Origin of the sequence: Kosakonia sp. YIM B13588 (genome assembly GCF_042788165.1) — a bacterium.
GTDB lineage: Bacteria > Pseudomonadota > Gammaproteobacteria > Enterobacterales > Enterobacteriaceae > Kosakonia > Kosakonia sacchari.
On the sequence record NZ_JBHZPO010000004.1, the window covers coordinates 83,246 to 96,365 of the forward strand.

Consider the following 13,120-nt stretch of genomic DNA (forward strand, 5'->3'; position numbering starts at 1 on the left):
CAACCTTCAACCTTCAACCTTCAACCTTCAACCTTCAACCTTCAACCTTCAACCTTCAACCTTCAACCTTCAACCTTCAACCTTCAACCCCCTTCTATGTATTCAACAGGTAATTGCTTTAAAGTTTATTAATTCTACGATTAATACAAGAAAAACGTCCTGCGCCAGATACTAACTTACTTGAGTTAGCAAGGCCCTACTTCAAAGGCGAGATAAAAGCGCATTATTTTCATATTAATCTTTAAAATCATTGACATATGTCATTATCAAAAATTTATTTACTGGTCTGAGGAGTAAAATTGATCAAGATTCGGTTTTTAATTATTTATTAATCCGCATCTCTTCGGTTGCTTTAATTTCAAGGCGTGATTATCTTTGCCTCGTTTTTAGCGTTATCTGGATACCGAATATGTATTGCGCCTCTTTATTAAAAAAGATTGCCCCATTTTCTCTGGCTCTTATTTTTGGGTTGAAAATGTCTGCAGCTTTTGCGCTTCCTGAAATTGGAATAGGAAGCATGTATGACATTATGTCACCTGAATCTCAGTCTATTAATAAACGTATTTATAATACCGGGACATCAACGGCATTTATCCGGGTAGATATGTTGGAAGTTAATATTCATAAAGGTGGGAAAGTCGTTGAGTCGCCAGTTAAAGAAGTTTCTGGTAATTCTTTGCAAAAAGAAAGACTCATTGTCACACCACTGCGTATGATTATTCCGCCATCTGGTTTTCAGTCGGCTAGATTTATATGGCCGGGTGACCGAAATGTCGAGAAGTATTACCGTGTACGATTTATCCCAGTTCTTCCGCAAAAGGATGATGGTTTCGGGTTAAGCGGTAAAGAAGCTGATGATTACCGGAAGAAGGCATTAACGGCCGGGCTGAATGTAATGGCGGGTTACGGCACGCTGGTTATTGTGCAGCCATCGAAACCTATTTTTAATACTCAGGTTGAATCGTCACTCCCTGAGGTTATTCGGGTAACAAACAAAGGCAACGCCACGATTGTTCTCGAGGATATCCGCAGTTGCACTTCAGTTGGTACAGAGTGCAGCAGCGCTACGCGTCTTTTTCTACTGCCGGGTAAAAGCAAAGCGGTAGAAAAAAGTAAAGGGCGTACTACCTATTTCACCCTTATCGAAGGGGAAAACCGAAAGAAACTACGTTTCTAGTATTACGCAGTAAGTTGTAAATAAGCAGCATGCTTTTTATATATCAAATTAAGGGACTTGCCATGTTATCTCATAAAATCGCGAAAGTTTGTTTAATCACTGGTGCTCTGTCTTTATCCGTATTCGGTAGCACAGTAGCAATGGCTGTTAATCAGCAAAGCTATACTATTGATGTCTACGCTCATATTCCAAGTGATGACTTTCAAATTGAACCTGTAGAAAGTGGATGGATCCATCAAGCTCAGGAAATTGAATATGATCTTACTACCTCTAAATTGAAAAGTTTTGAGAAGCAATTTCAGTATAAAAACATTTCAGGTGGTATTCGTGCGACTTTGACAAATACGGATTCCAACGGCGAGACCATTTTGTCGAACGGCTCAGACACTATTCCGCTTAAAGTGGAATTCAACGGCGTTGAATTAAGTGATACCGCGCAGACTGTAGTTGATGCGACTGCGGCAAACGCGGGTGGACGTACGATGCTGCGTATTAGCCAGAAAGATACTCAGCCTCTTGCTGTGCAGGGTGATTTTACCGGACAGGTTGCCATGATTTTTGAAGAAGAGATTGTTACTCCTTAATTCTTTTCGTTTAATCATTTAAAAGCTTGTCACTAAATATTATGAAAATATCATTAATCTTTCTTGCTGCTGTTCCATTCATTGTTTCGGCAAATGATTTGCAACTGGCTGCGAACATGAAAGGATTGCCAGAAGATTTTAAGCGGTATTTTTATAATTCTGAAGTTGTCGTTCAGGTATATCTGAACGACAACTACATTTTCGATGCCAGCGTTTCTCTTAAAGAGAATGGTGACATCAAGCTTCTCCGCATCATTGATGAACAACAGAACAGCGATCCCGAAACCAATACTCTTTGGTCGGATTTGCTCAGTAAAGGCGTTTCGGTGGGGAAATGTACCGTATCCTGCCCATCAGGGCTGATGCAGGTAGAATACTCGCTGGAGAATTCGGCGCTAAAACTTTATACCACCAACTACGAAACCAGCCAGGTTGCCGGTAATTATCTTGCCATGCCTGAAGATACGCCTGCTGGGCTAATCATGAATAACGATGTCTCGTTTTCTGAGGCGGCAGCAATGCGTAGTTGGGGCATCAACTCCTCACTCACTGCATCACTTGGCGGATGGAGCCAATTGGCTGCATTTCAGTCATCGGGTACCAGTGGTCGCTACCAATACAACAGCTCCAGTCTTTATCAACTCTTTACGCAGAAAGAGCTGCAGGGCAGTTTTATCCGCTTGGGGCTATTTACGCCGGACAGCGATACCGGGAACGTGCAGGCTTCCGGCTTTGGCTACGACACGGTTGTCGGCGGTATGTGGGGAACTTCTGATGCGTTGCTTGTGGCTTCCGATAGCGTTAGCGCATGGCCTGTTTACGTTACAGGGCGCAACCAGTCAATTGCGGAAGTCTGGCGAAATGGACAAATGATCCGTACTCAGCAACTTCAGCCGGGAGTGCAGGCGCTGGATACGCGTCCGCTGCCTATTGGTATCTACGATATCACTATCAAAATCATTGAGAACGGCCAGGTTGTCGACACGCAGGAAGCGCAAATTTTCAAATCGCAGGGGTGGAGCAATCCAAACCAACGCTGGCGCATGAATCTGTGGAGCGGGCAGCGCCGTACCCTGGCAACAGGTGATATGAATACACTAGACGGTAACCCCTTCGCGGCGGGTGGTGGTCTGGAGTTATTGGTTCACCCCCAGGCAACCGTAGCATTTACTGGCGCAGCCACAGCAAAGGATCGCCACGTGCGAACGCGAGCCAATATTACGCTTTCGCAAAATGACCGATTGCTTGCGCAATATACTGTCGGTAACTCGGAGCACCAGGCTAACCAGGATACAGACATTCGTTATTACCGTAATTTGTATGCTGGCGGAACAGTCAGCTTTTTCTGGCGCTCAACCCTCACCGATGTTTATGGTCACCGGGTTCGTTCGCGTCAGAAGGGAGACACATGGGGGGCGTCTTTATCATCAAGATTGCCGTGGTCCTCATCGTTGATCCTGAATACGCAATATATGGATACGGAATGGCGCAAAGGCGTAGCCGCAGATGCCGCGTTATCAACGCAGACTCGCTTTTATGACCGTAGTACGAGTTTTCGGTTGGGCGTCTATGATCGGCCGGGATTCAACGACAAACGCCGCGATCGCGGTGTGTCATTCAGCGTGTCGATTGCGTTGTCCCCTTCCAGTGATCACTCTGTTTCCTTGAGCACAGGTATGGAACAAGCGAAAAGCTATTCAAGCTTGCAGTATCAGTGGGAACCAACGGAGAAAGAGACCATCCGTAGTTTAGGTGGCGGGGTTTCCTGGAATGCGGCAGAAACCATGCTTAACGGCAACGGGGCGATAGATACGCCATGGATAAGTGGTAATTTCTATGCGCAACGTGGCCTGCAGAGCAAAATCAATACGGCCGGCGCTAACCTGAGCCAGGCGCTGGTTATCGGCGGCGGTAAGGTCGCTTCCGTCAACGGTAACAATAGCGGTATGGAGTCTGCTGTGATTGTTGATGTGGACGCCGATGATAATGAGACCCGTATTCTGGCATCCGGCAGCATGAGCGAGACCAGCCTTAAACCTGGCAGGAATATTTTGCCCGCTGAATTGTGGAAAAAAAGCGACATCCAGTTTAGTGCGCGTGGCAGTGACGGTGTGCAGGTATTCCCGGAACGCCAAAGTGTCCAGATGAGCCGTGGTAGCGTGCAGTACGTTAATGTCAAAACGGTGAAGACGTTTACGCTTGTTGGCATGTTGCAAGATGAGCAGGGTAAGGCGGTTAAAAACCGTTACGTCAGAAGTGATGTTGGCGGAAGCATCGTAAATGCGGAAGGTGTACTGACGCTGGACACTGGCGTGGCTAATCGTTTGCTGACTGTCCAGGCGGAAAACGGTTTACCCTCACTACAGTGTGTGCTCCCTTCCGGGCTGGATAAGAATAAAAAAGTGCAGTTTATCAGTGCTGTCCGCTGCCAGATTGCGAGCACAGTAGAGAAGTAATCTGTCTTAATGTCGGTTGAGCTCTGGGGCGTAAGTCACTTTCCGGTCGAGAGATATATAGCGTGTATACAGCGTGGTGAAGGAAATCGTGCCTGCATTGCAGGCACGAATGCGAACAACGACTATTTTTTCTCGCCGTTTTCCAGGTTCTCGACCTGCGGCAGACCGTTGCCGGCAGAGGTAGAAAGCAGGCCGGTTTGCACATAGTTGAACAGCTTCTCACGGGTATCAGTGATATCCAGATTACGCATTGTCAGCTGTCCGATACGGTCATCCGGCGAGAACACCGACTCGCCTTTTTCCATCGTCAAACGCTCTGCTTTGTAGGTCAGATTGTCGGAAACGGTGTTCAGAATCGAGTAATCATTGCCGCGACGCAGTTCCAGCGTCACTTCACCGCTGATAGCGCTCGCCACCCAGCGTTGCAGTGAATCACGTAGCATCAGCGCTTGCGGATCGAACCAGCGGCCCTGGTACAGCAGGCGACCAAGCTGGCGACCATGGGCGTGATATTGCTCAATAGTGTCTTCGTTGTGAATACCGGTCAGCAGACGTTCGTAAGCGATATGCAGCAGCGCCATCCCTGGGGCTTCGTAAATACCGCGGCTTTTCGCTTCGATAATACGGTTCTCAATCTGATCGCTCATTCCCAGACCGTGACGACCACCGATGCGATTGGCCTCCAGCATCAGTTCAACATCATCAGTGAAGGTTTTTCCGTTCAGCGCGACCGGATGACCGCGCTCAAAACGTACGGTAACTTCTTCCGCCTGGATTTTTACATTCTCGTCCCAGAATTTAACACCCATGATTGGGTTAACAATCTTCACGCTGGAATTGAGGAACTCTAAATCTTTTGCTTCGTGCGTTGCGCCCAGCATGTTGGAGTCAGTTGAGTAGGCTTTTTCTGCCGACATTTTGTAGTCGAAACCCGAGGCAACCATGAATTCAGACATTTCCTGACGGCCGCCCAACTCATCAATAAAGTCGGTATCCAGCCACGGCTTATAGATTTGCAACTCGGCGTTAGTCAGCAGGCCATAGCGATAGAAACGCTCAATATCGTTGCCTTTATAGGTGCTGCCGTCGCCCCAGATATTCACACCGTCTTCTTTCATTGCCGCAACCAGCATCGTACCGGTCACCGCGCGACCCAGCGGCGTGGTGTTAAAATATGTCAGACCACCCGTCGTATTATGAAAAGCGCCGCACTGGATAGCGGCAATGCCTTCGGCGACCAGCTGTTTACGGCAGTCGATTAGGCGAGCATTTTCCGCACCGTACTCCTTTGCGCGACGGGGAATTGCGTCATAGTCATCCTCGTCCGGTTGACCCAGGTTCGCTGTGTATGCATAAGGAACCGCGCCTTTTTGGCGCATCCACAGCAGCGCTGCACTGGTGTCCAGTCCGCCGGAGAAAGCGATGCCGATACGTTGACCTGCGGGAAGATGCTTGAGAATCGTCGTCATAAAAAAATCCCTGCTTGATAGACCGATGGTGAGAGACTTAACAGCCACGCCATACTCTTTGTGCCATCCAACCAGAATAATTAGTGAATGGTTATGCAAAATAAGTGAGTTTTCATTTAATCATCTTTTGACGATGACCGAAAGAGAAGAGTGCAATTTTCATTGCGATAGTGGTGAACTGTGCTGTTTACATGCTTAAAAATAATACGCAACAAAATTGCATACGTCAGGGGCACAGGATGCTAACGCGCCATGGTTGACAGAACGGCATGTTTATCAATATACTGCAGGCCGGTTTTACGTCCCGTCTTCGGTACCAAATCCCAGCATTATTTGCAAATTTGCACTCAAGCGAGTAGAATTTGCCACGTTTCAGGCGCGGGGTGGAGCAGCCTGGTAGCTCGTCGGGCTCATAACCCGAAGGTCGTCGGTTCAAATCCGGCCCCCGCAACCACTTTCCCTAAGTGTTCTTTTTCAAATATACTATGAAGACTTAACGCCTTCGCAGCTGGATTTGAAAAAAATACTTATAGAAGGTTCTCCAGGCCGCAGTTGCGGCTATAGGGTTCAGTTATTTAAAGCCCCGATTTATCGGGGTTTTTTGTTATCTGAGTACGAAATAACTGGGCTATATGCCCTTTTTTTATGTCTTGGGGGTGGACTTGTCCACATTAGAGCAAAAATTAACAGAGATGATTACGGCGCCGGTTGAAGCACTGGGCTATGAACTGGTCGGTATCGAGTTTGTGCGCGGGCGCACATCTACACTGCGCATCTATATTGATAGTGAAGATGGCATCAATGTTGATGATTGCGCTGATGTCAGCCACCAGATCAGTGCGGTGCTGGATGTTGAAGATCCGATTACCGTGGCTTACAACCTGGAGGTTTCCTCACCAGGTCTTGAGCGTCCTTTGTTTACGGCTGAGCACTATGCGCGCTTTAAGGGCGACGAAGTCTCGCTGGTTCTGCGTATGGCGGTTCAAAACCGTCGTAAATGGCAGGGCATCATTAAAGATGTCGATGGCGAGATGATCACCGTTACGGTCGAAGGTAAAGATGAAGTGTTCGCATTGAGTAATATTCAAAAAGCGAACCTGGTCCCCCACTTTTAACAGTCTGGATTTGAGGTGAAAGGCCCCCGATGAACAAAGAAATTTTGGCTGTTGTTGAAGCTGTTTCTAACGAAAAGTCGCTTCCGCGTGAAAAAATCTTTGAAGCGCTGGAAAGTGCTCTGGCTACAGCAACCAAGAAAAAATATGAACAAGAGATCGATGTTCGCGTAAGCATTGATCGTAAAAGCGGTGATTTCGACACGTTCCGTCGCTGGTTGATCGTGGAAGAAGTGACTCAGCCGACACGTGAAATCACCCTCGAAGCAGCGCGTTACGAAGATGAGAGCCTGAACCTCGACGACTACGTTGAAGATCAGATTGAATCCGTCACGTTTGACCGCATCACCACCCAGACCGCAAAACAGGTCATCGTACAGAAAGTACGTGAAGCTGAGCGCGCCATGGTGGTCGATCAGTTCCGCGAGCACGAAGGCGAAATCATCACCGGCGTGGTGAAGAAAGTGAACCGCGACAACATCACGCTGGATCTCGGCAACAATGCTGAAGCCGTTATCCTGCGCGAAGATATGCTGCCGCGTGAAAACTTCCGTCCGGGCGACCGCATCCGCGGTGTGCTGTACGCTGTGCGCCCTGAAGCGCGTGGTGCGCAGCTGTTCGTGACCCGTTCCAAACCGGAAATGCTGGTTGAACTGTTCCGCATTGAAGTGCCGGAAATCGGTGAAGAAGTTATCGAGATTAAAGCCGCAGCCCGCGATCCGGGTTCTCGCGCCAAAATCGCCGTGAAGACGAACGACAAGCGTATCGATCCGGTCGGCGCCTGCGTGGGTATGCGCGGTGCGCGTGTGCAAGCGGTTTCGACGGAACTCGGCGGTGAGCGTATTGATATCGTGCTGTGGGACGATAACCCAGCACAGTTCGTTATCAACGCAATGGCACCGGCTGACGTTGCTTCTATCGTGGTGGATGAAGATAAACACACCATGGATATCGCCGTTGAGGCGGGCAACCTGGCGCAGGCTATCGGCCGTAATGGTCAGAACGTGCGCCTCGCGTCTCAGCTGAGCGGCTGGGAACTCAACGTCATGACCGTTGAGGATCTGCAGTCCAAGCATCAGGCTGAGGCTCATGCAGCAATTGATACCTTCACCCGCTACCTGGACATTGACGAAGATTTCGCCACCGTTCTGGTCGAAGAAGGTTTCTCTACGCTGGAAGAACTGGCCTATGTGCCAATCAAAGAGCTGCTGGAAATCGATGGTCTGGATGAAGACACCGTCGAAGCCCTGCGTGATCGTGCGAAAAACGCGCTGACCACTCTGGCACTGGCGCAGGAAGAAAGCCTCGGTAATAAAGAACCGGCTGAAGACCTGCTTAACCTGGAAGGTCTGGATCGCGCACTGGCTTTCAAACTGGCTGCTCGTGGTGTTTGTACGCTGGAAGACCTCGCTGAACAAGGTGTGGATGACCTGAGCGATATCGAAGGGTTAACCGATGAGAAAGCAGGTGAGCTCATCATGGCCGCACGTAATATTTGCTGGTTTGGCGACGAAGCGTAATAAACTGTAGCAGGAAGGAACAGCATGACAGATGTAACCGTAAAAACGCTGGCCGCTGAGATTCAAACCTCTGTGGACCGCCTGGTACAGCAATTTGCTGACGCAGGGATCCGCAAGTCCGCTGAAGACTCAGTGACGGCACAAGAAAAGCAGACGCTGTTAGCGCATTTGAACCGTGAACATGGTTCTACGCCTGACAAGCTGACTCTGCAGCGCAAGACGCGCAGTACATTAAGTATTCAGGGCACCGGTGGGAAAAGTAAATCGGTGCAGATCGAAGTCCGTAAAAAACGCACCTTTGTAAAACGCGATCCACAAGAGGCTGAACGTCTCGCTGCGGAAGAAGAGGCGATGCGTGAAGCGGAAGAGAAGGCCCGTCGTGAAGCAGAGGAAGCCGCTGAGCGCGAAGCCGAGGACAAAGCCAAACGTGATGCCGAAGCTCGTGCGAAACGTGAAGCTGATGAAAAGGCTAAACGCGAAAATGCTGAAAATGCAAAACGCGAAGCTGCGGAAAATAGCAAAGTGAGCAACCAACAATCTGACGAAATGACCAGGACAGCCCAGGCGGAAAAAGCCCGCCGTGAATCCGAAGCGCAAGAACTCAAGCGCAAAGCGGAAGAAGAGGCTCGTCGTAAACTGGAAGAAAATGCGCGTCGCGTAGCGGAAGAAGCTCGTCGTATGGCTGAACAAAATGAAGCGAACTGGACGGCTCCGGCAAGCGAAGAAGAAGAGACTACTGGTGATTACCATGTAACCACTTCCCAGCATGCCCGCCAGGCGGAAGATGATAACGACCGTGAAGTTGAAGGTGGTCGTGGTCGCAGCCGTACAGCGAAAGCTGCTCGTCCGAAGAAAGGCAACAAACACGCTGAAAGCAAAGCTGACCGTGAAGAAGCGCGTGCTGCGGTTCGTGGTGGTAAAGGCGGCCGTCAGCGTAAAGGTTCTGCTCTGCAGCAGGGCTTCCAGAAGCCAGCACAAGCGGTTAACCGTGACGTCGTGATCGGCGAAACCCTGACCGTTGGCGAACTGGCTAACAAGATGGCGGTTAAAGGCTCTCAGGTCATCAAAGCGATGATGAAGCTGGGCGCAATGGCGACCATCAACCAGGTTATTGACCAGGAGACTGCGCAGCTGGTTGCTGAAGAGATGGGCCATAAAGTTATCCTGCGTCGTGAAAACGAGCTGGAAGAAGCGGTAATGAGCGACCGTGACACAGGTGCTGCGGCAGAACCGCGCGCACCGGTTGTGACCATTATGGGTCACGTTGACCACGGTAAAACCTCTCTGCTGGACTACATTCGTTCAACGAAAGTGGCCTCAGGCGAAGCGGGCGGCATTACTCAGCACATTGGTGCTTACCACGTTGAAACTGACAACGGCATGATCACCTTCCTGGATACCCCAGGCCACGCCGCGTTTACCGCAATGCGTGCCCGTGGTGCTCAGGCAACGGATATCGTGGTTCTGGTTGTTGCGGCGGATGACGGCGTGATGCCGCAAACTATCGAAGCTATCCAGCACGCGAAAGCGGCGCAGGTGCCGGTAGTGGTTGCCGTGAACAAGATCGATAAGCCAGAAGCCGATCCGGATCGCGTTAAAAACGAACTCTCTCAGTACGGCATCATTCCGGAAGAGTGGGGCGGCGAAAGCCAGTTCGTTCACGTTTCCGCGAAAGCCGGTACTGGTATTGACGAGCTGCTGGATGCGATCCTGCTGCAAGCCGAAGTTCTGGAACTGAATGCTGTACGTAAAGGTATGGCGAGCGGTGTGGTTATCGAATCCTTCCTCGATAAAGGTCGTGGTCCGGTTGCTTCCGTGCTGGTGCGTGAAGGTACGCTGCATAAAGGCGATATCGTGCTGTGTGGCTTCGAATATGGCCGTGTGCGTGCGATGCGTGATGAACTGGGTCGCGAAGTAACAGAAGCGGGTCCGTCCATTCCGGTGGAAATCCTCGGTCTGTCCGGTGTTCCGGCTGCGGGTGATGAAGCGACTGTTGTGCGTGACGAGAAGAAAGCGCGTGAAGTGGCACTGTACCGTCAGGGCAAATTCCGCGAAGTTAAACTGGCGCGTCAGCAGAAATCCAAACTGGAAAACATGTTTGCCAACATGACCGAAGGCGAAGTTCACGAAGTGAACATCGTTCTGAAGGCCGATGTTCAGGGTTCTGTCGAAGCCATCTCCGATTCTCTGCTGAAACTGTCTACCGACGAAGTGAAAGTGAAGATCGTGGGTTCCGGCGTAGGTGGTATCACCGAAACCGACGCAACGCTGGCTGCTGCATCCAACGCGATTCTGGTTGGCTTCAACGTTCGTGCTGACGCATCTGCGCGTCGTGTGATCGAAGCGGAAGGTCTGGATCTGCGTTACTACTCCGTCATCTATAACCTGATCGACGAAGTGAAAGCGGCAATGAGCGGTATGCTCTCTCCGGAACTGAAACAGCAGATCATCGGTCTGGCGGAAGTTCGCGATGTGTTCAAATCGCCGAAATTCGGCGCGATCGCGGGCTGTATGGTTACCGAAGGTGTAGTTAAACGTCACAACCCGATCCGCGTTCTGCGCGACAACGTGGTTATCTATGAAGGCGAGCTGGAATCCCTGCGTCGCTTCAAAGATGACGTCAACGAAGTCCGTAACGGCATGGAATGTGGTATCGGCGTTAAGAACTACAATGATGTACGTACCGGCGATATGATCGAAGTGTTCGAGATCATTGAGATCCAACGTACTATTGAGTAATTCGCTTCGCTTTTCGGCTGCTAGTCAGCCGAAATTAAAAGTGGATGAACATTGCTGGCCGGGTAAGCGAAGCGCCTCCCGGCAAGAAATAGTAAAAGGGGCTACGGCCCCTTTTTAGTCTGGAGAATTATTATGGCGAAAGAATTTGGTCGCCCGCAGCGCGTGTCTCAGGAACTGCAAAAAGAGATTGCGATTATCCTGCAGCGCGAAATCAAAGATCCGCGTCTGGGTATGATGACCACCGTTTCTGGTGTCGAAGTTTCCCGCGATCTGGCTTATGCCAAAGTGTTTGTCACCTTCCTCAACGATAAAGACGAAGCATCCGTGAAAGCGGGTATCAAAGCGTTGCAGGATGCCTCTGGCTTTATTCGTTCCCTGTTGGGTAAAGCGATGCGTTTGCGTATCGTGCCGGAACTAACGTTCTTCTACGACAACTCGTTGGTCGAAGGGATGCGCATGTCCAACCTGGTGACTAGCGTGGTGAAACACGATGACGAACGTCGTGTGAACCCGGACGACAGCAAGGAGGACTGATGAGTCGTCCTCGTCGTCGCGGTCGCGACGTGCATGGCGTTCTGCTGCTTGATAAACAGCAGGGCGCTTCCAGCAATGACGTGCTGCAAAAAGTAAAGCGTCTTTATAACGCCAATCGCGCCGGGCACACCGGAGCGCTTGATCCGCTGGCCACCGGCATGCTGCCGATTTGCCTGGGAGAAGCGACAAAGTTTTCCCAATATCTGCTGGATTCAGACAAACGTTATCGGGTGATTGCCCGCCTTGGGCAGCGTACCGATACGTCCGATGCGGATGGGCAAATCGTTGAAGAGCGTCCGTTGACTTTCAGTGCCGAACAACTGGCCGCTGCGCTGGACAGTTTTCGCGGTGATACGCAGCAAGTCCCGTCGATGTACTCTGCCCTGAAATATCAGGGAAAGAAGCTCTACGAGTATGCACGCCAGGGCATTGAGGTGCCGCGTGAAGCGCGCCCAATTACGGTTTACGAGCTGTTATTTATGCGCCATGAAGGCAATGAACTTGAGCTGGAAATTCACTGTTCGAAAGGGACTTACATTCGCACCATTATAGATGATTTGGGTGAGAAGCTGGGTTGCGGCGCACATGTTATCTATCTGCGTCGCCTGGCGGTGAGTAAGTACCCGGTAGAACGTATGGTGACGCTCGAACAGTTGCGTGAACGTGTTGAGCAGGCCGAGCAGCAGGGTATCCCGGCAGCACAACTGCTGGATCCGTTACTGATGCCCATGGACAGCCCGGCGTCAGATTTCCCGGCGGTTAACATTCCGTCAGTGGTCGCGGCATACTTCAAAAACGGTCAGCCGGTTCGGGCATCCGCAGCGCCAAACGCGGGGCTGGTGCGTGTCACAGAAGGCGATGACGCGAAATTTATTGGTATGGGCGAAATGGACGACGAGGGCCGTGTTGCGCCGCGTCGTCTGGTGGTTGAGTATCCTGCACAATGACCGGCTTACCTTGCGGGAAACCGTGACTACGAGTAGAATATTGCCGCTTAACGCCGGGCTATGTATTTAACATTACCCGGCGTTAACCCTGAGGCCGCTGAATTAGAGATCGGCGCCTTTTCATTTTTTTATCACTGGAGTTCAAAATGTCTCTAAGCGTTGAAGCTAAAGCAAAAATCGTTTCCGAGTTTGGTCGTGGTTCTAACGACAGCGGTTCTACCGAAGTTCAGGTTGCACTGCTGACTGCTCAGATCAACCACCTGCAGGGTCACTTTGCAGAGCACAAAAAAGATCACCACAGCCGTCGTGGTCTGCTGCGTATGGTTTCTCAGCGTCGTAAACTGCTCGACTATCTGAAACGTAAAGACGTTGCACGCTACACCGCGCTGATCGAGCGTCTGGGTCTGCGTCGCTAAGTCTGGCGAGTTTCAAGAAGGGGCCTACAAGGCCCCTTTTTTCAACCAGGCGGCAGCAATTGGCAGTAAACTGATGTATTGTTGCCAAGTATGATCTTCACTGCAGAGGTTCGCGCGGCTAATGAGAGGCTTTATCCGCAATGGGCGGGTTAGGGTTGTCATTAGT

General features: G+C 50.5%; 10 protein-coding genes and 1 tRNA gene. 10 read left to right on the forward strand and 1 reads right to left on the reverse strand.

What is annotated here, in order from left to right; translation table 11 throughout:
• Positions 1-250: 250 nt before the first annotated feature.
• The 3 genes from ACFX4U_RS09475 (at position 251) to ACFX4U_RS09485 (ending at position 4,217) form a co-directional block, all read left to right on the forward strand.
• The gene (locus ACFX4U_RS09475) at positions 251-1,177 is read left to right on the forward strand and encodes a hypothetical protein (RefSeq protein WP_313509011.1); all 927 of its coding nucleotides are present in this window, start codon (positions 251-253) and stop codon (positions 1,175-1,177) included.
• Positions 1,178-1,239: 62 nt separating this feature from the next.
• Positions 1,240-1,761 carry a CS1 type fimbrial major subunit gene (locus tag ACFX4U_RS09480; protein ID WP_313509008.1) on the forward strand — a complete coding sequence of 174 codons (522 nt, stop codon included), beginning with the start codon at positions 1,240-1,242 and terminating at the stop codon, positions 1,759-1,761.
• 116 nt (positions 1,762-1,877) lie between these two features.
• Complete coding sequence (locus tag ACFX4U_RS09485; RefSeq protein WP_313509007.1) at positions 1,878-4,217, forward strand: TcfC E-set like domain-containing protein; 2,340 nt, start codon at positions 1,878-1,880, stop codon at positions 4,215-4,217.
• A 122-nt stretch (positions 4,218-4,339) separates the two neighbouring features.
• On the opposite strand, the gene argG is transcribed toward ACFX4U_RS09485, so the two are convergent.
• Positions 4,340-5,686 (reverse strand): argininosuccinate synthase, encoded by a 1,347-nt coding sequence (gene argG, locus ACFX4U_RS09490; protein ID WP_313509004.1) that lies wholly within the window; start codon positions 5,684-5,686, stop codon positions 4,340-4,342.
• A gap of 377 nt (positions 5,687-6,063) precedes the next feature.
• On the opposite strand from argG, the gene ACFX4U_RS09495 reads away from it, so the two are divergent.
• The 7 genes from ACFX4U_RS09495 (at position 6,064) to rpsO (ending at position 12,954) form a co-directional block, all read left to right on the forward strand.
• Positions 6,064-6,140, forward strand: a tRNA-Met gene (locus ACFX4U_RS09495).
• A gap of 208 nt (positions 6,141-6,348) precedes the next feature.
• Positions 6,349-6,801 carry a ribosome maturation factor RimP gene (rimP, locus tag ACFX4U_RS09500; protein ID WP_313509003.1) on the forward strand — a complete coding sequence of 151 codons (453 nt, stop codon included), beginning with the start codon at positions 6,349-6,351 and terminating at the stop codon, positions 6,799-6,801.
• 29 nt (positions 6,802-6,830) lie between these two features.
• Complete coding sequence (gene nusA, locus ACFX4U_RS09505; RefSeq protein WP_017457353.1) at positions 6,831-8,318, forward strand: transcription termination factor NusA; 1,488 nt, start codon at positions 6,831-6,833, stop codon at positions 8,316-8,318.
• A 24-nt stretch (positions 8,319-8,342) separates the two neighbouring features.
• Positions 8,343-11,057 carry a translation initiation factor IF-2 gene (gene infB / locus ACFX4U_RS09510; RefSeq protein ID WP_200552347.1) on the forward strand — a complete coding sequence of 905 codons (2,715 nt, stop codon included), beginning with the start codon at positions 8,343-8,345 and terminating at the stop codon, positions 11,055-11,057.
• Positions 11,058-11,189: 132 nt separating this feature from the next.
• Positions 11,190-11,591, forward strand: a complete 402-nt coding sequence (gene rbfA / locus ACFX4U_RS09515; RefSeq protein ID WP_039056815.1) for a 30S ribosome-binding factor RbfA — start codon at positions 11,190-11,192, stop codon at positions 11,589-11,591.
• Positions 11,591-12,538, forward strand: a complete 948-nt coding sequence (truB, locus tag ACFX4U_RS09520) for a tRNA pseudouridine(55) synthase TruB (protein ID WP_313509001.1) — start codon at positions 11,591-11,593, stop codon at positions 12,536-12,538. The genes rbfA and truB overlap by 1 nt, the downstream gene beginning before the upstream one ends.
• A 146-nt stretch (positions 12,539-12,684) precedes the next feature.
• Positions 12,685-12,954, forward strand: coding sequence for a 30S ribosomal protein S15 (rpsO, locus tag ACFX4U_RS09525; RefSeq protein ID WP_017457357.1), 270 nt, complete (start codon positions 12,685-12,687; stop codon positions 12,952-12,954).
• Positions 12,955-13,120 lie beyond the last annotated feature (166 nt).